This window comes from Hymenobacter polaris (assembly GCF_012927305.1).
In the GTDB taxonomy this organism is placed as follows: Bacteria; Bacteroidota; Bacteroidia; order Cytophagales; family Hymenobacteraceae; genus Hymenobacter; species Hymenobacter polaris.
The window spans coordinates 34,631-59,036 of record NZ_JABBGH010000001.1 but is presented as its reverse complement, the minus strand read 5'-3'; the positions used below and the strand labels follow the sequence as shown (position 1 = coordinate 59,036).

Below are 24,406 nucleotides of genomic sequence, written 5' to 3'. Positions count from 1 at the left end.
GGAGAAAAGCTGCGTAATATCTACCCTGCAGGTTAATTTCCTCGCACGCATCTTACCATCCTGACAGCGCCGCTACGAAGAGCACCTATAAGCGCGCAGCTCTAGGCCCCTACTGCACCAAAAGGCCCCCGACTTATACCAGTCGGGGGCCTTTTGGTGCAGTAGGGGCCTAGGGCTACCGGGTAGCTACGGCGGCCGCGGCTGGGCGGGCAGCAGTGGGCTTGGTCGCGCTCACGCGCCACACGTGGTTGCCGGCATCGTCGGTCACGAGTAGGGCGCCGTCGGGCATCGTCACCACGTCCACCGGGCGCCCGTAAGCCTTGTTAGAGCCGTCGTTGACCAAGAAGCCCGTCAGGAAATCCTCCGGCTTGCCGGCTGGCTGCCCCTTCTGGAAGGGCACGAAGGCCACCTTGTAGCCCGAGAACTGCGAACGGTTCCAGGAGCCGTGCTCGCCCACGAAGGCGCCGTTGTGGTACCTGGCGGGGAAGGCACCTTTGTTGTAGAACGTGAGGCCTAGGGCCGCTACGTGTGCACCCATCGGCACATCGGGCACCAGGGCTTTCTGCACCAGGTCGGGGCGCTCGCCTTTGCGGCGGGGGTCTTCATGCTGGCCGTAGTACGAGTAGGGCCAGCCGTAGAAACCGCCTTCCTGCACGCTCGTGATGTAGTCGGGCACCAGCTCGTCGCCCAACTCGTCGCGCTCGTTCACGGCCACCCACAGCTTGCCCGTGGCGGGATTATAGGCCAGGCCGATGGGGTTGCGCAGGCCGCTGGCGTATAGCTTCTCGCCCGTGCCATCAGGGTTGATTTGCAGGATGTTGGCGCGGCGCACTTCGTTTGCGGGGCCGTGCTCCTGCACGTTCGAGCCCGAGCCCACGGTCACGAAAATATGCTGGCCGTCCTGGCTGGCCAGCAGGTTGCGCGTCCAGTGGTTGTTGTAGCCGCCCTCGGGCAGGTCCAGAATCTTCTGGCCCGGCGCGGTAATCTTGGTGGCGCCCGCCTGGTAGGGAAAGCGCAGCAAGCCGTTGGTATTGGCCACGTAGAAGTAGTTGCCCAGCACCAGCATCCCAAAGGGCTGGTTAAGGCCGGTTAAAAATACCGTGCGGGTTTCGGGCTGGCCGTCGCCGTTCGTATCGCGCAGCAGCGTAATGCGGTTGGCGCTGGTGGGCTGCAGCGAGCGCGACTTGTCGAGGTGCAGGGCGGCGGCAATCTGCTTCTTAGTGCCTTTGGGCAGCGTAGTAGCCTCGGCAATAAACACATCCCCATTGGGCGCCACGTAGGCCCAGCGGGGGCTTTCCAGCTTGTCGGCGTAGGCCGTAACAGTGAAGCCGGCCGGGGCAATGGGCGTTTTCCCGGCGGGCCAGTCAATAATGTCCACCCGGTTGGTTACCGACTTGGTGGCGTAGGGCGCGGGCAGGTGCACCGTTTCGTCCTTGGGGGTAGTTATAGTTTGGGCCGGCGTTTCGGCCTGGGCCTGCTGCTTTTCCTCCTGGCTGGGCCCGCTGCCGCACGCGGCCAGCACGGCCAGGGCCGGCAGTAGCGCTATTTTCTTTGTAGGCATTATAAGTTTCTGGTAATTTATTACTTAGCAGTTTTATTTTCAGTACCGCAGCTTGTCAAATGAAAGCTTAATGAAGCTGCCTCTTTTACCCTTTTTGGCCTGAATTAGTTGCATTTAGCCCCTAGGGGGTAGCGCTTAGCGCAGGCTTTCTGGGCTGAAAGCACAAAAGGCAGGCTCCCAGTCGGGAGCCTGCCTTCTTGCTTGTGCCCTAGGGCCCTACTTACGCTTAACCGGGGCTTTCATCGGTGCTTTGCGCGAGCGCGGGGCCCCAGTGCCGGTGGTTTTCTTGCCGGGTAGCTTCTGGCCCAAGGCGCGAATCTCGGCAATGCTCGGGGCCGGACCGTACTTGGTTTCGGCCGGGTTCGCCTCGCCCGTCAGGTAGGGGTCGTAGTCCACGCGGCGGTTCAGGGCCTGGCCGGCGGCGGTGGCGTTGCTGGCAATGGGCTTGGTTTCGCCGTAGCCGCGAGCTTCCAGGCGCTCGGCCGCAATGCCTTTGTTGAGCAGGTAGCGGCGAGCCGAGGCAGCACGCTCGTAGCTCAGGCGCAGGTTGTAGTTGTCATCGCCTTTGCTGTCGGTGTGGCCGGCAATGCTGAGCGAATAGTCGGGGTACTCGTTGAGGATGCTCACAATCTGGTCGAGCTTCGGATACGAGTCCGAGGTGAGCGTGGCCTTGTTGAAGGCGAAGTGGATATACTTCGTGGCTTCGTTGAGCACCTTGCGCTGCTCGGCCGGAATCTCGGGGCAGCCTTTGTTGCTGGCCGGGCCGGGGCGGTCGGGGCAGCGGTCCTCGTTGTCGGGCACGCCGTCGCCGTCGCGGTCGAGCGGGCAGCCGTTGGCGTCCACTTTCACGCCGCGCGGCGTGTTAGGGCACTTGTCGAGGTAGTCGGCTACGCCGTCGCCGTCCGAGTCAATGGGGCAACCCGTGGCGTCTACTTTCACGCCAGCCGGGGTGTTGGGGCACTTGTCGTCGGCATCGGTCACGCCGTCGCCGTCGGCGTCGGGGCAGCCCTGCAGGGCGGCGATGCCCTTCACGTCGGGGCACTTGTCCTGGTAGTCGGGGATGCCGTCGCCGTCGGTGTCGAGCGGGCAGCCGCTCTCGTCTACCTTCACGCCCTGCGGCGTGTCGGGGCACTTATCCTTGCGGTCGGGTACCCCGTCCATGTCCGTGTCCTTGGGCTTGCCAAACGCAACCGTCAGGCCAGCTGAGTGCACCAGAAAGCGGTCGTGCAGCTTGCCCGAACTGGTAGTTAGGTTATCAATGCGGTCGGTGAAGGGGTAGTGCTGGGCCGTGGTGATGTCGAGGCTGATGGCTGGCGACAAGCGGAACTTGAGGCCCGCCAAGCCAAACACTTCCACCGCCTGAATATCGGCCTGAAAGTACTGGTTGGTGCCGGGGCCCTTGCTGCCATCGGGCAGGATGTTCTCGTAGTTGCCGGTGCTGCTGGCCAGGAAAGCGCCACCGCCCGCCATCAGGTAGGGCTGGATGGGAAACTTCTCCCCAATAATGCCGCTTAGCTTCAGCTTCAGCCCTAGGTCAACCATACCAATCTTGGCGTTGAACTCGGGGCGCGGGTAGCGCTCAGCCACGTAGCGATAGTTCTCGTAGTTGCCCAGCAGGCCCACGTCGAAGCTTTTGGATAGGTAACGGGTGATGTGCCCGCCGCCGCCAATCTGCTCCGGCGCAAACAAACGCCAGAAGTCGCCACCCGCGTTGCCCTGGTACTGGAGAATACTAACGTTGGCTCCTATTGCGGTTTTATGGTCTGCCGTTTGTGCCTGTACTGTGGTAGCTGCCAGCCCGCTGGCTAAAACCAACGCACCCGGTAGTACTCGCCGGAGAGAAGGAAAAAATAGCTTCATAAAGAAAGCATTTGGGTGAAAGAAGATAATCAGAGTCAACTGCGTTGGGCCTATTACGGATAAGTTACGAAATAAGCTAAATCAAGCGGCTGCCGGCTGCCAAAAAACCTGGTTTTCAAGCAGAAAACCTTGATTTTAATTGGCAAACAGTCTTTTCAACGCTGCTCGACCACCTAAAAACCGGTTTTTGACCACGTAGCGCCCCTAGGCCCTTCGCACCCCTAAAAGCAAAAAACCTGGCGCATCAACTGCACCAGGTTTTTTAAAGTAAGGGCCCTAGGCGTTAGTAGCCGGGGTTTTGCACCAGCTTGCCGCCGCTCAGAGTAATCTCCGTTAGCGGAATGGGCATCAACTCGTTTTTACCAGCCGTAAAGCCTTTGCTAGCCAGCACGGTAGCAGCGCGGCCTTGCCGTACGAGGTCAAAGAAACGGTCACCGTACTCGAGGGCCAGCTCGACGCGGCGCTCCTGCCAGATGGCCTGGCGGGCTGCGGTTTGCGAAAGGCTGGTGCTGAGAGCAGCCAAACCAGCGCGCTGGCGCACTTGGTTGACATAGCCCATCGCGGTTGCCGTCTGGCCTAGTTCGTTGGTAGCTTCGGCGTTGATGAGTAGCACCTCGGCGTAGCGCAAAATACGCACGTTCTGGTCGGCGCCGTAGCCGCACACCTGCGTTACCGATTGGGGCACGTAGGCCTTCATATTGTAGCGCGCATTTGCAGCGTCCGCCTGAATCATGTCGCCTTCGGGCGTGGTTTGGCCACGGTAGAGGATGGTACCGGCCTTGCGCTTATCATTAGCCTCAAAGGCACTTTCTAGGCTAGTAGTGGGGTTGAAGAAACCCCAGCCAAACTGCGGGCGCACGCCCTGCACCTGGGCCCATTGCGAGTTGGAGGCATCGCAGTTGCCGGGCACCGTCACGCACTGAATCTCAAAAATCGACTCCGGGCCATTCTCACCGCGGATGCGGAACATGCTGTAATAGTCGCTTGCCAGCGAGTAGCCCGTCACCTGGGCAGCGGCGGCCTGAGCAGCCTGGTAGTTTTTCTGGTAAAGCTGCACCTTAGCCAGCAGGGCATAGGCGGCCCCTTTGGTGGCGCGGCCCACATCGGCGCTGCTGTAGCTGGCGGGCAGCACGGTGGTAGCGTCGGTCAGGTCCTGAATGATGGCGGTGTACACGTCGCTGGCAGCGGCGCGAGCCGGGTTTTGCAGCTCGGGCGTGGCGGCGGTAACGGGCTGCAGAATCAGCGGCACGCCGCCAAAGGCACGCACCAAGTTGAAGTAGGCAAGTGCCCGCAGAAACTTAGCTTCGGCTAGGTAGCGGCTTTTCAGCGTGGCATCCATTGTGATGGCGGGCACGTTGGCTAGCACCTGGTTGCAGAGGTTAATCTGCTGGTAGTAGCCTACCCAATAGCCATCGAGCGGGCCAGCGGTGGGCGTGAGGCGGAAGAAGGTGAAATCGTTAAGAAACTCGGCGTCGCCATTTACGCTGCCCTTCTCGGCGTCGTCCGAGGTAAGCGTAGTAATAGCTAGCCAATTAAAGGCAATCAGGTTCCACTCGCGCAGCTTAGCGTAAGGCGCCCCGATGGCGGCCGCAGCATCAGCGGACGTCTGGAAAAACTGGGTGGCGGCAGGCTGCCCCTGCGGAGCTACGTCGAGGTAGTTTTGGCACGAGGCCGCCAGCCCCAGCGTCAGTACCGCGGCGGCTGCGCCAAGCCGGCGCCGGCCGCGGCCAGAAAATAGATTATTTTTCATGGGTGGGGAAATGCTAAGCGATTAGAAACCAACATTGAGGCCCAGGTTGTAGGTAGCAATCATCGGGTACACGTTCAGGTCGATGCCGGCGGCGGTGGGCTGGCCGCTTACTTCCGGCGTGAAGCCTTTGTATTTGGTTAGCGTCACCAGATTCTGAGCGTTGGCATATATACGCAGCGTACTAACGCGCAGATTGTTAGCTACCGACTTCGGAATGTTGAAGCCAAGCTGCAAGTTCCGCAGGCGGATGTAGCTACCGTTTTCGATGTAGTATGAGCTGGGGTCGAGGTTGTGGCCCGAGAGATTGGCCGAGGGCGTAGTGTTGCTGGTACCTGCACCGTGCCAGCGGTTATTATAAAAGTCCTGGGTCCAGTTCTCGTTACCGTAGCGCACCTCGCGCAAGGCATTCAGTAGTTCCACGCCGCCTACTCCTTGAAAATCAACGGTCAGGTCTACAAACTTGTAGCGGAAGGTTGTATTGATGCCGTAGGTGAAGCGCGGGTTGGGATTGCCCAGGCGCACTAGGTCGCGCTGGTCAATTACGCCATCGCCGTTCTGGTCCACGTAGCGCAGGTCGCCGGCCTTGGTTCCCAGGTTGGAGTTGTTAGAGGTGTTAGCCTCCTGGTCGGTTTGGAACACGCCGGCCACTTGGTAGCCGTAGAACACCCCGACTGGCTGGCCGATGAGTGACTGCGTGGTGAGGTAACCGGCCACTGGCAGCCCACCTGCGAAGTACGGCGCGCCGCTAGCCGTACTGATGAGCTTGTTCTGGTTGTAGGCACCCGTCAGGCCGATGGTGTAGCTGAAGTCGCCGGTGCCCTGCGGGGCCCAGCGCAGGGCAGCTTCTACGCCCTGGTTCTGAATGGTAGCGTTGTTGGCCAGGTAGCCCGCGTTGTTGGTGTAGCCCTGCGAGCCCAGCACCGGCACCGGGAAAATGGCGTCGATGGTACGGCGGTTGTAGTAGTCGAACTCGGCCGAGAGGCGATTGTTGAGAAAGCGCATCTCCACGCCGGCATCGCCCTCCTGCACCTTCTCCCAGCGCAGGAAAGGCGCAGCCTGCACCGTCTGGCTAGCCCCCTGCGACACGGTGGGTGGGTTGCCCAGGGTGGGGTTGAGCGTGCCGCCCACCGAGATGAGCGCGGTCGAGATATTGCTATTTTGCGTCTGGTTGTTGCCCAGGATGCCGTAGCTGGCCCGGAACTTCAGGAAGTTAAAGACCGAGCTGTTTTGCAGGAAGCTTTCCTGCGAGGCCACCCAGCCCAGGCTGAGGGAGGGGAAGGCGCCGTGCTTGTCGCTGCCCGAGTACTGGCTGCTGCCGTCGCTACGGAAGCTGGCCGTCAGCAGATATTTCTCCTTGTAGGCGTAGTTGACGCGCCCGAAGATGGAAAATAGCGTGTAGATGCGGATAGCATCGGTCACATTATAAGTTCTAGGGTCGCCTAGATTAAGGTAGTAGTACTGACTACTAGGAGCCTGCAATCCAAGCACGCTAGGTGTAATCAGCTCGTTGTGGTAGCGGAAGGCCGTAGTGCCCACCAGAACTGTGAGGTGGTGGTCGGTACCGAAGGTGCGGTCAAAGGTGAGCGTATTCTCCCACTGCGGCTGGCTATAGGTACCCTGCGCCTTAATAAATCTATTGCCAACGTACTTCTGAGCGCTGGTCAGCGAGTCCGCCTTCTGGTAGTTGTAGTAGCCGCCGGTAGTGTAGTTGATGCCCACCGTGGTGCGGGCCGTAAAGTACTTGGCGAAGTTGACAGAGATATACGCGTTACTGACTAGCTGCTGGGCCTGGGTTTTCTGCACGAAGTAGTCGAGCGTGGCCTGCGGGTTGCCAAAATTACCCAGGCCTACCCGGCCGGGCCCCACGAAGTTGGGGTCGCCGTAGCCGCCGTTGGCCTGGCGCACGGGCAGCACCGGCGGGGCCACGTAGGCCTGGTAGAAAATGTTGCCTCCATCAAGGTAGTTTGGGTATACGCTGCTGGCCAGGCCGGGCGCGTCGTGGGCCGTAGAGTTGGTAAACACCACGTTGTAGCCTGCTCGGATGTGGTCAGTCACGTTGAAGTCGGTTTGCAGGCGAGCCGTAATGCGCTCGTAGTCGTTACCCTGGGCCAGCCCTTTCTGCTGGTAGTACGAGCCACTGAGTGTGTATGATACCTTATCGTTGCCGCCACTTAGGCTAAGCTGATGGTTTTGCACGGCTGCTACCCGTGTAATCTGCTTAAACCAGTCGGTACCGGGTAGGTTAGTGGGTAGGTTACCGGCCGTGGTACCCCCGCTGATAATATTTTTCTCGTTGTAGAGAGTCGCGTACTGCTCGGCATTGGCCATCTTCACGGTGTTGGTGGGCGTTTGCACGCCGCCAAAGCCGTTGTAGTTGATGTGCACGCCGCCGGCTTGGCCCCGCTTGGTGGTGACGAGCACCACGCCGTTGGCCGCCTGCACCCCGTAGATGGAGGCTGCTGCCGCGTCCTTCAAAATCTCAATCGAGGCAATATCATTCTGATTCAAGAAGCTCAGGTCGGCCGAGCGCACTACGCCGTCGGCCCCCTGCACCTGGGGCAGGATGGTGCCATCTACCACGTAAAGCGGCCCCGCTCCGTAAACCGAGCCGGCCCCCCGAATCAGAATTTGGGGTGAGGCGCCGGGCTGGCCGCTGTTGGTAATCTGCACACCCGATACCTTGCCCTGCAGCGAGCTGACCGGGTTTTGCGAGGCTTGGTTGACCAGCTCGGCGCCCTTCACTGAGGCAATGGCGCCGGTTACTTCGCGCTTGCTCTGGGTGCCGTAGCCCACCACCACCACGTCGTTGAGGCTTTGTGACTGGGGAGAGGCAAACTTGACATCGATGGTACTGCGGCCGTTAAGTGAAATTTCCTGGGCCGGATAGCCTACGAATGAGAACACCAGCGTGGAGCCGGCCGGCGCATTGATGGAGTAGTTGCCATCCACGTTGGTGGCGGTGCCAATGGCCGTGCCTTTGACGATGACGTTGGCGCCGGGCAGCGGCTCGCCCTTGTCGTCCACCACGCGGCCCGTGATGGGGGTGCCGGTTTGGGCAGGGGCTTGCTGCACGCTGCGGGCCGCCGCTTGGGCAGGGGCCGGCAGGCCTGGCAATAAGGCAAAGGATAATCCTAGCGTCGCTAAAAAAGCCCGCGAATGGATTACTCCCGAAAACCGTAAAGTTTTCATGTCCATAAAAGGAAGGGTGGGGGAAAGTGAAAAGGGGGCGAATGCAAGGGGCCCTAGGGGCCCTGGGCGGCCAAGAAGTGCCGGTGGAAACGGCAACTGGCCAAAACTAAGCTAACATGCCAAGCCTGCAGGTTGGGGGGTGCCTAGTAAAAGCGCGAATATCTAATCTGGAGCGGCAACAATCGTTTGCATCATTGCTAGTACGAAGGTAGAAAAAATATCATAACTGTAAGGCTTGATAGCACATTAGCTGGCTAGATGTGGCGACGCGCCTGGCTGGCGACGCGCTTTTCGTGCCGGCATTTTCTACCTTCGCCTCACTTTCCCGCGCTCCTAGCCCACCCCGCCCCTATGAAGCTCACGCACCTGCTACTGGCCCTAGGCCTTCTGCTGGCCCCCACTCTGCTGCCCGCCCAAACGCCTAAGCCCAAGCCCATTCCCGCTGCCAAGGCGGCTCCTTTCGACGCCCGCCGGCGCCCTAGGGGCCTCTCGGACGAGCAGCTGCTTGATGCCGTGCAACGCCAGACGTTCAACTACTTCTGGGAGCTGGGCCGCAGCAATTCGGGTATGGCCCGCGAGCGCAGCAACGCCTCGTTTGACACCGGGCCCGAGGTGGTGACGACGGGCGGCACCGGCTTCGGGCTGATGGCCATTATCGTGGCGGCCGAGCGTGGCTGGATTACGCGGCCTCAGGCGGCGGCGCGGGTCAACCAGATTGTGAATTTTCTGTGGAAGGCCGATATGTACCACGGCGCGTTTCCGCACTGGCTGGACGGGCGCACGGGCCACACTATCCGCTTCGGCATCAAGGACGACGGGGCCGACATCGTGGAGACTTCCTTCCTTTACGAGGGGCTGCTGTGCTGCCGCCAGTACTTTACGAAGGACACGCCCGACGAGCAGAACCTGCGCAATAAAATCCTCTGGATGTGGGAGGGCGTGGAGTGGAGCTGGTTTACGCAGGGGCAGAACGTGCTGTACTGGCACTGGAGCCCCAACAACGGCTGGAGCATGAACCACCAGATTCACGGCTGGAACGAGTGCCTCATTACCTACGTGCTGGCCGCCTCGTCGCCGCGCTATGCCATCGACCGGGCGGTGTACGACCAGGGCTGGGCCACCGGGCCGGAATACAAAAATGGCAAGACTTACTACGATACTAAATTGCCCCTAGGGCCCGAGCTGGGCGGGCCGCTGTTCTTCTCACACTACTCCTTTATGGGCCTCGACCCGCACGGCCTCAAGGACCAGTACGCCGACTACTGGGAGCAGAACCGCGCCCACACCCTCATCAACCACGCCTACTGCCTGGCCAACCCCAAGCACTACCCCGACTACGGCCCCAACAACTGGGGACTGACGGCCAGCGACAGCTGGCAGGGCTACGCGGCCCACTCGCCCACCGAGGACCTGGGGGTAATTTCGCCCACCGCCGCGCTCTCGGCCATGCCCTACACGCCCGAGTTCTCGAAGCTGGCCATGAGGCACTTCTACGACGACCTGGGCGACCAGCTTTGGAGCCCCTACGGCTTCTACGACGCCTTCAGCGAGGCGCACCACTGGGTGGCGGGCTCGCACCTGGCCATCGACCAGGGCCCCATTGTGGTGATGATGGAGAACTACCGCTCGGGCCTGCTCTGGAAGCTGTTTATGAACTCGCCCGAAGTGCAGCGCGGCCTGAAGAAGCTGGGGTTTGAGAGCCCGTATTTGAAGGCAAACTAGCCAGGCAGCCACTTGAAAAAGGACGTCATGCTGAGCGTAGTCGAAGCATCGCGCTTGGCTCGTCGGAAGCACCCTAGGCGGCGCGAGCGAAATGCTTCGACTGCGCTCAGCATGACGTTCTGATTTAACGCTTGCCCCTCCCACCTTATGTACCGCTTCCTTTTACTGGCCTTGCTGCCGCTGCTGGCCCTAGGGCAGCCCACGGCGTCGCGCCCCACCTACTGCAACCCACTCGACCTCGACTACGGCTATACGCCTTTCGAGCGCTTCGCCACGGCCGGTCGGCACCGGACTACGGCCGACCCCATGATTGTCCCGTTTAAGGGCACCTACTACCTGTTTTCGACCAACCAGAAAGGCTACTGGCACAGCGCCGATTTGGGCAGCTGGCAGTTTGAGGCGCGCTCGTTTTTGAAGCCCGAGAACACGGTGCTCGACGACCTGTGCGCGCCGGCCGTATGCGCCGTGGGCGACACGCTGTTGGTAATCGGCTCGACGCAAAAGGCCGATTTTGCGCTCTGGATGAGCACCGACCCGCTGCACAATAAGTGGAGCAAGGCCGTGGACCCGTTTCCGCTGGCCGCCTGGGACCCCGACATCTTTCTGGACGACGACGGCCGGCTCTACCTTTACTACGGAAGCTCCAACGAGTACCCGCTCTACGGCGTGCAGCTCAGCCGCAAAACCCTGAAGCCCATCGGCCAGCCAGTACCGCTCTTCAAGCTCAACGACGCGCAGTTCGGCTGGCAGCGCTTCGGCGAGTACCTGGATAATACCTTTTTGCCGCCCTTCATGGAAGGCGCCTCCATGACCAAGCACGGCGGCAAGTACTACCTGCAATACGGCGCGCCCGGCACCGAATTCAGCAGCTACGCCGATGGCGTGCAGGTGGCCGAGCACCCCCTAGGGCCCTTTGTGCCCCAGGCCCACAACCCAGTATCGTACAAGCCAGGCGGCTTTGCGCGGGGCGCCGGCCACGGCAATACCTTTCAGGATAAGTGGGGCAACTACTGGCACGTCTCCACCATGATTATCACGGTCAAGAACAACTTTGAGCGGCGGCTGGGGCTGTGGCCGGCGGGCTTCGACCAGGAGGGTACGCTGTACTGCAACACCGCTTTTGGCGACTATCCGCACTACCTGCCCACCGGCCCGGCCGACCACCTGCAAAGCCAGTTTACGGGCTGGATGCTGCTCAACTACCAGCGGCCGGTGCAGGTGTCGAGCACCCTAGGGGGCTACCTGCCCAACTACGCCGCCGACGAAAACATCAAAACCTACTGGAGCGCCGCCACCGCCAACCCCGGCGAATATATCCAGACTGACCTGGGCAGCGTATGCACCGTGCGCGCCGTGCAGGTAAACTACGCCGACCAGGACGTAAACCCCGCCTTCCTAGGCAAGCAGGCTGGCCTCTACCACCAGTACCAGCTGCTGCACTCGCTGGACGGCAAAACGTGGCAGGTGTTGGTAGACAAAAGCCAGAACCGCCGCGACGTGCCCCACGACTACGTGGCCCTGCCCGCGCCGGTGCGCACGCGCTACCTCAAGCTGGTAAACAAGCACATGCCCACCGGCAAGTTTGCCATCAGCGACCTGCGGGTGTTTGGGCTGGGCAGCGGCCCTATGCCCGCCGTGGTGCGCGAGTTTGTAGTGCTGCGTACGGCCACCGACAAGCGCAGCGCCTGGCTGAAATGGGTGCCCGTGGACGGCGCCACCGGCTACAATATCTACACTGGCCTAGGGCCTGACAAGCTATACAGCTGCATGCAGGTGCAGGGCGCCAACGAGTACACGTTTAAGGGCATGGACAAGGACCGGCCGTATTATTTCACCATCGAGGCCTTTAACGAGAACGGTATTTCGGCCCGCACGCCAGTGCAGCGGGCGGAGTAAGGCGGGCGTACCGTGACCTCTGCGCGTCCGCGCGGGCTGGTATCTGACGTTTAAACGCGCGGACTCGCAGCGTTCACGACACATTTTTCTCTCCGGCCGCGCCATCCGGTTACAGCACACGTCTAACTGCGCTGGGTTGTTTGCCCTAGGGACTGCAGCGCCGCCAACCCACCCGCTACAGCACACGATATTGCTAAAAAATGCCCTTAGCAAGCAGCAGAGGCATTTTTTCGCCCACTTTTTCCCTTCTACCTTGCCGGACTTTATTTCCCTCTCCTCTTTATGAAGCACCGCCCCACCCTCACCAAAGCGGCCCTACTGCTAGCCCTCGGGCTGGCCGGCCAGCGCGCCGCCGCCCAGGCCCGCCCCGCCAAAAGCCGTTCTGCCAGCGCGCAGCCGCGCTCGGCCGCCGCGCCCGCGGGCGCCCCTGCCAACACGCCCTTGCCGCCGCCCGACGCCAAAATGCAGGCCTTCGTGAGCGATTTGCTGGGCAAGATGACGCCGGAGGAGAAAATCGGCCAGCTCAACCTCGTGTCGGTGGGCTTCACCATCACGGGGCCGGTGGTGAGCCAGGGCGTGGACGAGAACATTAAGAAGGGCCTGGTGGGCGGCGTGCTCAATACCTTCACGCCGGTGGCGGCCCGCAAGCTGCAGGAAATGGCCGTGACGCAGTCGCGCCTGCACATTCCGCTCATCCTGGGCTTTGACGTTATTCACGGGCACCGCACTATTTTCCCGGTGCCTCTGGGGCTGGCCGCCACCTGGGACCTGCCCGCCATCGAGCGCAGCGCCCACATCGCGGGCCAGGAAGCCGCCGCCGACGGCATCAACTGGGTGTACTCGCCGATGGTGGATATTGCCCGCGACCCGCGCTGGGGCCGCGTGATGGAGGGCGCCGGCGAAGACCCCTACCTGGGCAGCCAGATTGCCCGCGCTATGGTGCACGGCTACCAGGGCCCCACCAACGACATGACCAAGAACGACAACGTGATGGCGTGCCTCAAGCACTTCGCGCTGTACGGCGCCGCCGAGGCTGGGCGCGACTACAACACGGTGGATATGAGCCGCCAGCGCATGTACAACGAGTACCTGCCGCCCTACAAGGCCGCCGTGGAGGCCGGCGTGGGCTCGGTGATGTCGTCGTTCAACGACGTCAACGGCATTCCAGCCACCGCCAACAAGTGGCTGATGACCGATTTGCTGCGCAAGCAGTGGGGCTTCCGGGGCTTCGTGGCTACCGACTACACGGCCATCAACGAGCTGGAGGCCCACGGCCTGGGCGACGATAAGAAGGTGAGCGAGCTGGCCCTGAACGCGGGCATCGACATGGACATGGTGGGCGAGATTTTCCTGAAAAACCTGGCCCAGAACATCAAGGAAGGCACCGTGAAGCAGGCCGACGTGGACCAAGCCTGCCGCCGCATTTTGGAGGCCAAGTACCGCCTAGGGCTCTTCCAGGACCCCTACCGCGGCGTATCGGAGGCCCGCGCCAAGCAGGTGCTCATGCAGCCCGCCTTCGTGCAGGCCGCCCGCGATATTGCCCGTCGCAGCCTGGTGCTGCTGAAAAACGACAACCAGACGCTGCCCCTGAAAAACACTGCCAACATTGCCGTGGTGGGTCCCTTGGCCGACCGGCCGCTGGACATGATTGGCAGCTGGAGCGGGGCCGGCGACGGCAAGCAGGCCATTTCCATCTTGCAGGGCATCAAGAACGTAGGTGGCTCGACCATCCGGGTGAGCTACGCCCACGGCGCCAACGTGACCGAGGACGACCAGCTCATTAAGCGCCTCAACGAGAACGGCGCGCAGCTCGACACCGACGCCCGCTCGGCCGACGAGCAGATTGCCGAGGCCGTGCGCAACGCCCAGGCCGCCGAGGTGGTAGTGGCCGTGGTGGGCGAAAGCGAGGGCATGACCGGCGAGGCCGCCAGCCGCGCCGACATTGGCCTGCCCGGCCGCCAGCTCGATTTGCTGAAAGCCCTCAAAGCCACCGGCAAGCCGCTGGTGGTGGTGCTCTGCAACGGCCGCCCGCTCACGCTGCCCTGGGAAAACGACAACGCCAGCGCCATCCTCGAAACGTGGTTTGGCGGCAGCCAGGCCGGCAACGCGGTGGCCGACGTGCTATTCGGCATCTACAACCCTTCGGGCAAGCTCACTATGACGTTTCCGCGCGCCGTGGGCCAGGTGCCGATTTACTACAACCACAAGAGCACCGGCCGCCCCTACCAGGGCGTGCTGCTCGACAAGTACAAGTCGCGCTACCTCGACATTCCCAACGACCCGCTCTACCCCTTTGGCTACGGCTTGAGCTACAGTAAGTTTACGTATTCGAAGCCGACGGTGAGCGCCACCAGCATCGGCATGGGCCAGGGCCTCGACGTGCAGGTGACGGTGCAGAACGCCGGCCAGCGCGACGGCGAAGAGGTAGTGCAGCTCTACCTGCGCGACGTGGTAGGCAGCAGCACCCGCCCGGTGCAGGAGCTGAAGGGCTTCCAGAAGATTCTGCTCAAAGCCGGCGAAAGCCGGCAGGTGACGTTCCACGTCTACCCCGACGACCTCAAGTTTTACAACGACGACTTGCAGTTCGTGGCCGAGCCGGGCGAGTTTCAGGTGATGACCGGCGGCAACTCGCGCGACGTGCAGATGGCCAGCTTCACGCTGACGAAGTAGCCCTAGGGAGTTGAAAACTGGAAAAGCGGCTGCAACGGATGTTGCAGCCGCTTTTTTCGTTACGCGAGTATAATTAGGCGGTCATGCTGAGCTTGCCGAAGCATCTCTACTGCGCCGTTAGGAATGACCCTAGGGCACTGTTCGGGAGAGATGCTTCGGCAAGCTCAGCATGACCGCCTGTTGGGTTTACGCCCCACTGCTTACGCCGCCACCGGCTCGTCGGCCAGGTTTTGCAGGCCGAAGGCGATGATGCTGGCCACTACGGGCAGCGCCTGGCGGCCTTTGTCGGTGAGCGAGTACTCGACGCGGGGCGGAATCTCGGGGTAGGCCTGCTTGGCTGCCAGGCCATAGCCCACCAGTTCCTTCAGCTCGTTGATGAGCATTTTCTCGCTGATGTCGGGAATGAGGCGCTTTAGCTCGCCGTAGCGCCGGGTGCCGCCGCTCAGGTGCTGAATGAGCAGCACTTTCCAGCGGCTGCCAATCAGGTTGAGGGCGCGGCGCACGGGGCACTGGGGATGGCCGATAGGATACTGCATAATTTTTTGGGACTGATTCTCACTATTTCTAACGTGCAGGTAAGCACCCTACTTTCAGGTAAGTACTTGCCTTTCAGTTAGCAAGGTAAGAGCTTTGGGTCACAATCGCGGATTTAACGCTTCCTTTTCCCGCTTTTGCCGCCCCCATGCTCACCACCACCCTCACGCAGCACGCCCTTTCCGCGCCCGACCGCGCCGCCATGGCTACCCTGCGCGCCGCCGCCGCGCCCTTTAAAGGCAAGCTGGCCGGGCCGGATGCCCGGCCCATGTTCGCCGCCCTCATGGGCGCCACGCCGGCCGCCCCCGGCATCAGCTGCGAGGCGGCTACCGTGGGCGGCGTGCCCGGCTACTGGTGCCGCCCCGCCCACGCCCCCGCCGATGCCGCCCTTCTGTACCTGCACGGCGGGGCCTACGTGCTGGGCTCGGCCGAGGCGTACCGCAACCTGGCGGGGCAGCTAGCGGCGCGGGTTGGCGTCGAGTGCTTCGTGGCCGACTACCGGCTGGCCCCCGAGCATCCCTTTCCGGCCGCGCCCAATGATGTGCTGGCCGTTTACCGGGACCTGGTGGCCCTAGGGCGCACCCGGCTAGTACTAGCCGGCGACTCGGCCGGGGGCGGCCTGGCCCTGGCCACGCTGGCCACCGTGGCCGCCACCCCCGGCCTGCCCGCGCCCCGCGCCGCGGCTGTGCTCTCGCCCTGGACCGACCTGGCCCTGACCGGCGACACTTTCGACACGCGGGCCGCGGCCGACTTGTCTTTCACCAAAGAAATGCCCTTAGGCGCCAGCGCCCGCCTCTACCTGGCCGGCCACGATGCCCACGACCCGCAGGCATCACCCTTCTACGGCGAGCTAGCCGGCCTGCCGCCCGTGCAGATTCAGGTGGGCGACGACGAGGTACTGCTCGACGATGCGGTGCGCTACGCTGGCCGGGTGCAAGCCGCCGGCGGCCAGGCCGAGTTGCACGTGTGGCTGGGCATGGGGCACGTGTTTCCGGCCAGCGTGGGCACGCTAGAAGCCGCCCGCGAAGCCTTCGACAGCACAGGCAGCTTTCTGCGGTGCTATCTAGCCTAGGCACTATCTGAGCTAATCACTAAGCACTTACCACACACTTTCCCTCAGTTTCCCAACCATGAAAGCTATTCAACTGCTCGACTACGGTTTCGAGAACTTGCGCTACGCAGACGCCCCCACCCCGCAGGCCGGCCCCGGCGAGGTGTTGCTGCGCCTGGCCGCCGCCTCCGTCAATCAAATTGACGCGGGCAAGGCCTCGGGAGCCATGCGCCAATTCATGCCCCTCACGTTTCCCTGGATTCCGGGCGGCGACTTTGCCGGCACCGTCGAGGCGGTGGGCGCGGGCGTCACTGGTTTTGAGCCCGGCGCCGAGGTGTACGGCACCGTAGCGGCGGGCGCTAACACGCCCGGCTACGGCGGCGCCTATGCCCAGTACCTCGCCGTGCCGGCCAGCGCCATCGCCGCTAAGCCCGCCTCGCTCACGCTCACGGAGGCGGCCGCGGTGCCGGTGGCGGCCCTCACGGCCTGGCAGGCCCTAGGGTCGGTGGCCGGCCTGCAAGCGGGGCAGCGCATCCTCGTCCACGCTGGGGCCGGGGCGGTAGGCGCCTTCGCGGTGCAGCTGGCCCACCAGCGGGGCGCCTACGTCATTGCCACGGCCGCCGCCGAGGACCTGGACTTCGTGCGCTTCCTGGGGGCCGATGAGGTACTCGACTACCAGGCCACCCGCTTCGAAGAGGCGGTGAAAGCAGTGGATGTGGTGCTCGACCTGGTGGGCGGCGACACGCAGGCCCGCTCGTACCAGGTGCTACAGCCCGGCGGCCTACTGGTGGCCAGCAACCAGCCCCCCAGCCCCGACGAGGCCGCCCGCCACCAAGTGCGCGCCGCCATGGTGCTGATGCAACCTTCGGCCACCGACCTCGCCCACTTGGCCCAACTCTTCGACGCCGGCCGGCTGCGCGCCGACCTGGCCCGCACCTACCCCCTGGAGCAGGCTGGCCTGGCCTGGCAGGATATGGCCCGCCACTCGCCCCAGCGCGGCAACGCGCCCGCCCCGGCAGTAGCCGCCCCCAAGAAGCACGGCAAAATCGTCTTGACCATCAACTAATTACCTTCTTTTCCCATGCGACCCACCTCCATCCGCACCCTCGACCCGCAGACCGGCCCCACGCTTTCGGTGGTCGGCGATACGTACACCATTCTGGCTGGCAGCGAGCAAACCGCTGGCGCCTACGCCATTATTGATATGCTGGTGCCGCCCGGCGGTGGCCCCGGCCCCCACGCCCACGCCGACATCCAGGAATCATTCTATGTAATTGACGGCGAGGTAGTAGTGCGCTCCGAAACCCAGACGTATACCGCCCGCAAGGGTGCTCTCATCGAGATTCCGAAGGGCGGGGCCGTGCACAGCTTCCACAACGAGAGCCAGCAGCTGGCGCATCTGCTGTGCCTGGTAGTACCAGCCGGCCTGGACCAGTTTTTCCGGGAGGTGGGCCAGCCAGTGCAGCCGGGCCAGTTTCTGCCCGCGCAGCACACTAGCCCCGAGCAGCTTCGGCAGCTGCAAGCCGCCGCCGCCCGCTACGGTCAAGAGGTATTCCCGCCCGATTATTTAGATAAGAAGGAGGCCTAGGGCCCTGGACGGCATAAATAGAAACGAATGTTATGCTCATCTGGCGTCCGCGCAGCCGAAGCATCTCTATTGCGTAGCTAACCCTACTCGTCAGGATTACTTACGCGGGAGAGATGCTTCGGCTGCGCGGACGCCAGATGAGCCTGACGTTCTTTCCTTTTTCCCAAATAGCACCCTATTGCGCCGGCTTGTCTTCGCCGTGCTTCACGTACTTATCCAGCCAGGTGTCCATCTCCCAAAGCATGTGGAGCAGGTTTTCGCGGGCGGCGTAGCTATGGGCCTCGGCGGGCAGCACTACGTAGCGGGCCGTGGCGCCCTGGCCCTTGAGGGCGGCGTAGAAGCGCTCGCTCTGGATGGGAAAGGTGCCCGAATTGTTGTCGGCCTCCCCGTGGATGAGCAGGATGGGCGTCTTGATTTTATCGGCGAAGTTGAAGGGCGACATGGCGTCGTACACGCCCTTGGCCTGCCAGTAGGTGCGCTCCTCGCCCTGAAAGCCGTAGGGCGTGAGGGTGCGGTTGTAGGCCCCGCTGCGGGCAATGCCGGCCTTGAATAAGCTGGAGTGCGCCAGCAGGTTGGCCGTCATGAAGGCGCCGTAGCTGTGGCCCATTACGGCCACCCGGCTAGGGTCAACCACCCCTAGGCGCTGGCCTTCGTCGATGGCGGCTTTGGCGCTGCTCACCAGTTGCTCGGTGTAGGTGTCGTTGGGCTCGGCGCTGCCCTCGCCCACGATGGGCACGGTAGCGTTTTCGAGCACGGCGTAGCCCTGCGTCACCCAGAACACCGGCGAGGCCCAGCTCACGCGCGTGAACGAGTAGGGCGAGCCGCTCACCTGGCCCGCGTTGGCCTTGTCCTTGAACTCGACCGGGTAGGCTTCCATGAGCGTCGGCAGCGGGCCGTCGGTTTTTTTGTAGCCGGGCGGCAAATACAGGTTAGCCGTCAAATCCACGCCGTCGGCGCGCTTGTAGTGCAGCACCTGCTTGCGGAAGCTACCACCAAACTTAGCGTAGGGATTAGCGAAGTACGTGAGGGCTAGGGATTTGCCCTTGGATGCCAGCGGACGTAGGTAGTAGTTGGGCACCTGGTCGACGGCCTCGCGGCGGGTCAGTAGCTCGGGCGTCTTCTTGGTGGTTTCGACCAGCGCCACGGGCACCTCGTAGTAGGGCGCCTCCGAGCGCCAGCGCCGGGTGGTTTGCTTGGTTTGCAGATTCAGCTCGTCCACAAACGGCCGGTCGCCCTCGGGCGAGGCCCCCTGGCCAAACAAATAGATGCTTTGGCCGCCGGCCCCTAGGGCCAGCACCGGCCGGCCCTGCGCGTTGCGGTGCAGGTAGGGCGTGCCGGGGTTGTGGTAGGTGTCCTGCGACGAGCCATCGAAGAGCACCTGCAAGGGCTGGCCGGTACTAGCGGGGTCGAGCTGCCAGGTGGTTTCGTGGCGGTCGGCCCAGCGGTAGCCGTCGGCCAGGGCCAGGTGGTCGGTGCCCCAGCTCATGCCGGCGTAGCGCAGCGGCAGGGCCGCCAGCTCCTGGGCCGGACCGCTGAAAGGCGCGGGCAGCAAGTACACCTTGTCGCGCACCGGGGCGGTTTTTTTGGGGTCGCCGCCGTCTTGGGCCTCGGCGTAGTAGAGGGTGGCGGGCGCGTCGGTGCGCCAGGCGTGCTCGCGCGGGCCGGTGGGCACGGCGTCGAAGTTGGTGGGCACGTTATCAGCCAGCGGCAGGTCGGCTACGGTCTTCACCACCTGCCCGCTGCTCAGGTCGAGCACGTCGAGCCGCTGCGGGAAGCTACTGACGGGCAGCGTGTACGAGTAAGGCTTGTGCACGGCGCGCACCAGCACGTAGCGCCCATCGGGCGAGGGCGAGGTGGTGCGCAGCACGCCCGGCTGCCCTAGGGGCTGCGCGGCGCCATCGGCCAGCTGCACCTTCACCAGCTGGGCGGTGGCGTAGTAGTCGAACAGCCGCTCGTCGGCGGGGGTTTTCAGCAAATCCTGGTAGGTGCGGGCGCCCGACTTGCGGCCGCCGCCCGTCTCCTGCACGGCCGGGCCGGTAGGCGAGGCATCGGCCGCCGGCGCGGTACCGCGGCCGGCGGGCACGGTGCGCGCCAGCAGCGTCAGGCTATTCGACACCCACTCGAACGAGCTGCCAAAGGCGTCGTTGAGCGGCGTGGCCAGCAGGCGGCGGGCGATGCCGGTCGCCACGTCAGCTACCCACAGCTCTACCTTGCCCGCCTGCCCCTCGGCGGCCGGCGTGGTGAGTGCGAAGGCCAGCGTGCGGCTATCGGGCGACCAGCTGGGGCTGCTGATGCGTGCCTGGGCGGGCAAGCCAGTCACCGGCTTCTCGGCGCCGCCGGGCAGCTGCTTGAAGCTCAGGCCCACGGCGTAGCTCGCTCGGCTCGGGCCGTTGGTGCGCGGGTTGAGGCGTAGGCCGGCCAGGCGCAGCTCGGGCTGGCTCAGCTCGGCCACGGTGGGGAAGTCCTGCACCGCCAGGATGGCCAGCGTTTGCCCATTGCCGGCCAGGCTCACGCGGGGCGTGGGCGGCGCCAGCAGCAGGTCGCGCAGGGCGGCCGGGGGCTCGTGGTAGTTGGTTTCCTGGGCCATGGCGGGCGCGGCGAGGAGAAGGAGAATGGGTACGAGTCGTTTCATGGGCCTAGGGGGTGAAAACGAAAGAACGTCATGCTGAGCTTGTCGAAGCATCTCTCCCGAACGACGCAAGTAGCGCGACGGAGATGCTTCGGCAAGCTCAGCATGACGTTTGATTATTTCGCCACGCTAGCCCAATTATTTCTTAGAAACGCCCAAAATTTAGCCCTAGAATCAGCACGATGCCGATAACCATTAGCAGCAGGTAGGTTTCGACCGAGCCGGTTTGCACGAAGCGCAGGAAGGCGCCTCCCGCCAGCGTGGCGCGCCCAAAGCCATTGGTGATGGGGTTGATAACGCCTTCTTCCACAAACTTGTAGAGGCCTTTCGACAGCGCCATGGTGGGCTTCACAAAGATGGCGTTGTACAGCTCGTCGATGTAGTACTTGTGGTACACCAGGTTGTCGAGGGCCGAGCGGTGCGCCTCGTCCTCGGCCGGGCGGCTGGCGCGGGCTACGTAGAACACGTAGGCCAGGATGATACCCGCCAGGGCCACGCCCACCGAAACAGCTATGAGCATCAGCTCGGTGCCGTGGGGCAGCTCGGCCTCAAAGGCGGCCGGCATAATTTGGCGCGAGTAGGTGAAGATGGGGGCCAGGTAGCTGGCCAGGTAGTGCTTGCCACCCAAGAACATGGGCGCGCCCATGAAGCCGCCCACGGCCGAGAGCACCGCCAGCACCATCAGCGGCAGCGTCATGCTGATGGGCGATTCGTGCAGGTGGGCACGCTGGTGCTCGGTGCCGCGGAACTCGCCAAAGAAGGTGAGAAATAGCAGGCGGAACATGTAAAACGCGGTCAGGAACGAGGTGAACACGCCGATAGCCCACATTAGCTTGTTGTGCTCATACACGTGGCTCAGAATCTCATCTTTCGAGAAGAAACCCGCGAACGGCGGAATACCGCTAATGGCCAGGCAGCCAATGAGCATGGTCAGGAACGTGATGGGCAGTGCTTTGCGCAGGCCGCCCATGCGGCGCATATCCTGCTCGTTGCTCATGGCGTGGATAACCGAGCCGGCCCCCAGGAACAGCAGCGCCTTGAAGAAAGCGTGCGTGAGCACGTGGAAGAACGACGAAGTGTAGCCCATCACCCCTAGGGCCAAAAACATGTAGCCCAGCTGCGAAACAGTGGAGTACGCCAGCACCTTCTTGATGTCATTCTGCGCCAGGCCGATAGTGGCGGCCAGCAGCGCCGTAGCCAGGCCAATGATGCCCACTACTTCCAGCGTTTGGGGCGCCAGAGTGAAGAGCACGTTGGCACGCAGCACCAAGTACACGCCCGCCGTGACCATGGTGGCGGCGTGGATGAGGGCCGATACCGGCGTGGGACCAGCCATGGCGTCGGGTAGCCAGGTGAAGAGTGGAATCTGGGCCGACTTGCCCATGGCGCCCACGAACAGCAGCAGCGTAATGGCCGTGCACACGCCCACGCCGTAGCTGCCAAACTGCCCCAGGTGCGCCTTCTGAAACACCTCAGCGTACTGCACCGAGTCGAAGGTGAGGTAGATGAGGAAGATGCCCAGCAGAAAGCCCAGGTCGCCGATGCGGTTGATGATGAAGGCTTTCTTGGCGGCGTTGTTGTAGCTGGTGTGGGTGTTCCAGAAGCCAATGAGCAGGTACGAGCACAGCCCCACGCCTTCCCAGCCGATGAACAAAATCACGAAGTTCGAGCCCAGCACCAGAATCAACATGCTGAACACAAACAGGTTGAGAAAGCTAAAGAACTTGCCCACGTTCGCGTCGTGCCCCATGTAGCCGATGCTGTAGAGGTGGATGAGGAAGCCCACGCCCGTAATCAGCAGCAGCATAATCAGGCTCAGCTGGTCAATCTGGTAGCTGAACGGGATTTGCAGCGAGCCCACCGTAATCCAGTCGAACAGGTTGACGGTGTACTGGTACTGAAAGCTTAAAAACAGAAACAGCGAGATGCCGAACGAGCCTAGCACCGTGAGCGACCCTAGGGCCCCGGCCACCGTGCCCGACAGCTTCTTGTTGAGCAGGCCGTTCAGCAAAAAGCCTAGGAAGGGCAACCCCGGAATTAGGACGTAGAGCAGCGTGGGGAAAGGCGCCGTAGCACCGGGAAGAACAGTCTCTTGCATGATATAAAAAGAACGTCATGCTGAGCTCGCCGAAGCATCTCTACCGCGCCGTATTGTTCGGTAGAGATGCTTCGCGGGGCTCAGCATGACAGTTTACCACTTCAGGCGATTGAGCAGGTTGACGTCGGTATTCTGGAAGTTGCGGTAAATCATGACGATAATACCCAGGCCCACTGATACTTCGGCCGCAGCCACGGCCATGATGAAGAACACGAACACCTGCCCGTTGGGGTCGGCGCGGTAGGCGGCAAAGGCCGTGAGCAGGATATTCACGGCGTTGAGCATCAGCTCGATGCACATGAAGATGATAATGGCATTGCGCCGTAGCAGAACTCCCGTGACGCCGATGCAAAACAAAGCGGTGGCAAAAAACACGTAGTACTGCAACGGCACTTCGTGGATGACGGCGGGAACTAGGGAAGCGTTGGTCATGGCAGGCACCGGGCGATTTCCCCGGCGGGCAAAGATAGACCGCAGATTTAACGGATTAAACGGATTTCGCGGATACGCTTGCCTGCGGCAAGCTGACTACGCGCACGAGGAAGTGAGTAACTGGCACTACTTTGCGCCGGTTACGCTCAGCAAAAATCATGCATAATTTTTTATCAATCAGCAGCTTATGATTACATCAGCTACCCTCACCGCCTGCTAGCCATCTGCGTAGCCAGCCGCGCCAGCGGCGTATCCGCGCAATCCGTTTAATCCGTTAAATCTGCGGTCTTAAAATATTGGCTTGGCTTCTTGCGTCTGCTTAGGCACGATGGAAGCTTTGCCCCTCCCCCTTTCAGTACTTATGAGCGCCGCCGGCCAGGACCAGCAGATACAGGCTGCCGTGCGCGAGCAGCGCGGCCGCCTGCTGCGCTTCATCGAGCGGCGCGTGCCCGACCCGGCCGAGGCCGAAGACATTCTGCAGGATGTCTTTGCCGAGCTGGTCGAGAGCTACCGCTTGCTCAAGCCCGTGGAGCAGGCCGCCGCCTGGCTATTTCGGGTGGCCCGCAACCGCATCATCGACCGCTACCGGCGGGTGCCGGCCAAGGTCACGGTGTCGCTGGATGCGCCCCTAGGGGCCGCCACGGCCGACGAGCCCGCCCGCCTGCTGCAAGACGTGCTGCCTGCCCCCGACGATGCGCCCGAAAACCGCCTGCTGCGCGAAACCATCATGCAGGCCCTCACCGACGCGCTGGCCGAACTGCCCGCCGAGCAGCGCCAGGTGTTCGTGTGGCACGAGCTGGAGGACAAGTCCTTCAACGAGATGGTGGCCGAAACGGGCGTGCCGCTCAAGACTCTTATCTCGCGCAAACACTACGCCGTGAAGCACTTGCGCAAGCGCTTGCGCACGCTCTACGAAGAGCTGTTTAGCGAATAGCTGGCCGCCGGCCCGGCTAGCGCCCCCAGCAGCGGCGGCACTCCTGCTGGCAATGGCTTCATTAGGCATTACCCCTTCCTACCTACTTATTTAGCAATCAATATGAACCGTTCTTTCTGGCTGGCCAAGGCCGCCAAGTTTGTAGTAGCCGCGGCGCTCTTTATCACCGTCGCCGTTTTCATCACCCAATATTTGTGGAACCAGCTGGTGCCCACGCTTTTCCACGGCCCCGCCATCACCTACTGGCAGACCCTAGGGCTGCTGGTGCTCAGTCGCATCCTATTCGGCGGCTGGGGCCGGGGCGGCGGCAACCGCTTTGCCAGGGGCCGCGCCTGGAAGCAGCGCATGGAGCAGCGCCTGGCCACCTTCAGCCCCGAAGAGCGCGAGAAATTCCGCGCCCAGATGCGCAGCCGCTGTATGACTATGAACAGCTGGGCCCAGAAAGGCGCCACCGAAACCGCATAATCACGGATTGCACGGATTTTACAGATT

General features: G+C 62.6%; 16 protein-coding genes. 8 read left to right on the top strand and 8 right to left on the bottom strand.

The window, feature by feature from the left end; translation table 11 throughout:
• Window positions 1-175: 175 nt before the first annotated feature.
• The 4 genes from HHL22_RS00225 to HHL22_RS00210 form a co-directional block, all read right to left on the bottom strand.
• Window positions 176-1,561 carry a PQQ-dependent sugar dehydrogenase gene (locus HHL22_RS00225; protein WP_169528972.1) on the bottom strand — a complete coding sequence of 462 codons (1,386 nt, stop codon included), beginning with the start codon at window positions 1,559-1,561 and terminating at the stop codon, window positions 176-178.
• A 216-nt stretch (window positions 1,562-1,777) separates the two neighbouring features.
• Entirely contained in the window at window positions 1,778-3,250 is a 1,473-nt protein-coding gene (locus HHL22_RS24180; protein ID WP_169528971.1) for an OmpA family protein, read from the bottom strand.
• Between the two features lie 454 nt (window positions 3,251-3,704).
• Entirely contained in the window at window positions 3,705-5,171 is a 1,467-nt protein-coding gene (locus tag HHL22_RS00215; RefSeq protein ID WP_169528970.1) for a RagB/SusD family nutrient uptake outer membrane protein, read from the bottom strand.
• Window positions 5,172-5,192: 21 nt separating this feature from the next.
• On the bottom strand, window positions 5,193-8,285 hold the full coding sequence (locus tag HHL22_RS00210; RefSeq protein WP_169528969.1) for a SusC/RagA family TonB-linked outer membrane protein: 3,093 nt from the start codon (window positions 8,283-8,285) through the stop codon (window positions 5,193-5,195).
• Window positions 8,286-8,711: 426 nt separating this feature from the next.
• On the opposite strand from HHL22_RS00210, the gene HHL22_RS00205 reads away from it, so the two are divergent.
• The 3 genes from HHL22_RS00205 to bglX all read left to right on the top strand — a co-directional run bounded on the left by HHL22_RS00205 (window position 8,712) and on the right by bglX (window position 14,648).
• Entirely contained in the window at window positions 8,712-10,082 is a 1,371-nt protein-coding gene (locus HHL22_RS00205) for a glucoamylase family protein (protein WP_169528968.1), read from the top strand.
• A 147-nt stretch (window positions 10,083-10,229) separates the two neighbouring features.
• A complete protein-coding gene (locus HHL22_RS00200) occupies window positions 10,230-11,978 on the top strand; it encodes a family 43 glycosylhydrolase (RefSeq protein WP_169528967.1) in 1,749 nt (582 codons plus the stop codon).
• A 282-nt stretch (window positions 11,979-12,260) separates the two neighbouring features.
• Complete coding sequence (gene bglX, locus HHL22_RS00195; protein ID WP_169528966.1) at window positions 12,261-14,648, top strand: beta-glucosidase BglX; 2,388 nt, start codon at window positions 12,261-12,263, stop codon at window positions 14,646-14,648.
• Window positions 14,649-14,848: 200 nt separating this feature from the next.
• On the opposite strand, the gene HHL22_RS00190 is transcribed toward bglX, so the two are convergent.
• Window positions 14,849-15,184, bottom strand: a complete 336-nt coding sequence (locus HHL22_RS00190) for a winged helix-turn-helix transcriptional regulator (RefSeq protein ID WP_169528965.1) — start codon at window positions 15,182-15,184, stop codon at window positions 14,849-14,851.
• Between the two features lie 146 nt (window positions 15,185-15,330).
• On the opposite strand from HHL22_RS00190, the gene HHL22_RS00185 reads away from it, so the two are divergent.
• Genes HHL22_RS00185 through HHL22_RS00175 form a run of 3 tightly spaced genes read left to right on the top strand, consistent with a single transcriptional unit; the run spans window position 15,331 to window position 17,821 of the window.
• Window positions 15,331-16,254 (top strand): alpha/beta hydrolase, encoded by a 924-nt coding sequence (locus tag HHL22_RS00185; protein ID WP_169528964.1) that lies wholly within the window; start codon window positions 15,331-15,333, stop codon window positions 16,252-16,254.
• Between the two features lie 58 nt (window positions 16,255-16,312).
• Window positions 16,313-17,299, top strand: a complete 987-nt coding sequence (locus HHL22_RS00180) for an NADP-dependent oxidoreductase (protein WP_169528963.1) — start codon at window positions 16,313-16,315, stop codon at window positions 17,297-17,299.
• Window positions 17,300-17,314: 15 nt separating this feature from the next.
• A complete protein-coding gene (locus HHL22_RS00175; protein WP_169528962.1) occupies window positions 17,315-17,821 on the top strand; it encodes a cupin domain-containing protein in 507 nt (168 codons plus the stop codon).
• Between the two features lie 175 nt (window positions 17,822-17,996).
• On the opposite strand, the gene HHL22_RS00170 is transcribed toward HHL22_RS00175, so the two are convergent.
• The 3 genes from HHL22_RS00170 to nuoK all read right to left on the bottom strand — a co-directional run bounded on the left by HHL22_RS00170 (window position 17,997) and on the right by nuoK (window position 22,980).
• Window positions 17,997-20,453, bottom strand: coding sequence for a S9 family peptidase (locus HHL22_RS00170; protein ID WP_169528961.1), 2,457 nt, complete (start codon window positions 20,451-20,453; stop codon window positions 17,997-17,999).
• Window positions 20,454-20,595: 142 nt separating this feature from the next.
• Complete coding sequence (gene nuoL, locus HHL22_RS00165; protein ID WP_169528960.1) at window positions 20,596-22,548, bottom strand: NADH-quinone oxidoreductase subunit L; 1,953 nt, start codon at window positions 22,546-22,548, stop codon at window positions 20,596-20,598.
• Between the two features lie 93 nt (window positions 22,549-22,641).
• On the bottom strand, window positions 22,642-22,980 hold the full coding sequence (gene nuoK, locus HHL22_RS00160) for an NADH-quinone oxidoreductase subunit NuoK (protein ID WP_169528959.1): 339 nt from the start codon (window positions 22,978-22,980) through the stop codon (window positions 22,642-22,644).
• Between the two features lie 361 nt (window positions 22,981-23,341).
• On the opposite strand from nuoK, the gene HHL22_RS00155 reads away from it, so the two are divergent.
• Together HHL22_RS00155 and HHL22_RS00150 are read left to right on the top strand one after the other, a co-directional pair.
• Window positions 23,342-23,914, top strand: a complete 573-nt coding sequence (locus HHL22_RS00155) for an RNA polymerase sigma factor (protein ID WP_241737928.1) — start codon at window positions 23,342-23,344, stop codon at window positions 23,912-23,914.
• Window positions 23,915-24,016: 102 nt separating this feature from the next.
• Window positions 24,017-24,379 carry a hypothetical protein gene (locus tag HHL22_RS00150; RefSeq protein WP_206680669.1) on the top strand — a complete coding sequence of 121 codons (363 nt, stop codon included), beginning with the start codon at window positions 24,017-24,019 and terminating at the stop codon, window positions 24,377-24,379.
• Window positions 24,380-24,406: the final 27 nt, after the last annotated feature.

Bases quoted from the DNA above. Each gene is read 5' to 3' on its own strand.
- HHL22_RS00225 (WP_169528972.1), bottom strand. From the start codon at position 1,561: ATGCCTACAAAGAAAATAGCGCTACTGCCGGCCCTGGCCGTGCTGGCC.
- HHL22_RS00215 (WP_169528970.1), bottom strand. From the start codon at position 5,171: ATGAAAAATAATCTATTTTCTGGCCGCGGCCGGCGCCGGCTTGGCGCA.
- HHL22_RS00205 (WP_169528968.1), top strand. From the start codon at position 8,712: ATGAAGCTCACGCACCTGCTACTGGCCCTAGGCCTTCTGCTGGCCCCC.
- HHL22_RS00200 (WP_169528967.1), top strand. From the start codon at position 10,230: ATGTACCGCTTCCTTTTACTGGCCTTGCTGCCGCTGCTGGCCCTAGGG.
- bglX (WP_169528966.1), top strand. From the start codon at position 12,261: ATGAAGCACCGCCCCACCCTCACCAAAGCGGCCCTACTGCTAGCCCTC.
- HHL22_RS00190 (WP_169528965.1), bottom strand. From the start codon at position 15,184: ATGCAGTATCCTATCGGCCATCCCCAGTGCCCCGTGCGCCGCGCCCTC.
- HHL22_RS00185 (WP_169528964.1), top strand. From the start codon at position 15,331: ATGCTCACCACCACCCTCACGCAGCACGCCCTTTCCGCGCCCGACCGC.
- HHL22_RS00180 (WP_169528963.1), top strand. From the start codon at position 16,313: ATGAAAGCTATTCAACTGCTCGACTACGGTTTCGAGAACTTGCGCTAC.
- HHL22_RS00175 (WP_169528962.1), top strand. From the start codon at position 17,315: ATGCGACCCACCTCCATCCGCACCCTCGACCCGCAGACCGGCCCCACG.
- HHL22_RS00170 (WP_169528961.1), bottom strand. From the start codon at position 20,453: ATGAAACGACTCGTACCCATTCTCCTTCTCCTCGCCGCGCCCGCCATG.
- nuoL (WP_169528960.1), bottom strand. From the start codon at position 22,548: ATGCAAGAGACTGTTCTTCCCGGTGCTACGGCGCCTTTCCCCACGCTG.
- nuoK (WP_169528959.1), bottom strand. From the start codon at position 22,980: ATGACCAACGCTTCCCTAGTTCCCGCCGTCATCCACGAAGTGCCGTTG.
- HHL22_RS00155 (WP_241737928.1), top strand. From the start codon at position 23,342: ATGAGCGCCGCCGGCCAGGACCAGCAGATACAGGCTGCCGTGCGCGAG.
- HHL22_RS00150 (WP_206680669.1), top strand. From the start codon at position 24,017: ATGAACCGTTCTTTCTGGCTGGCCAAGGCCGCCAAGTTTGTAGTAGCC.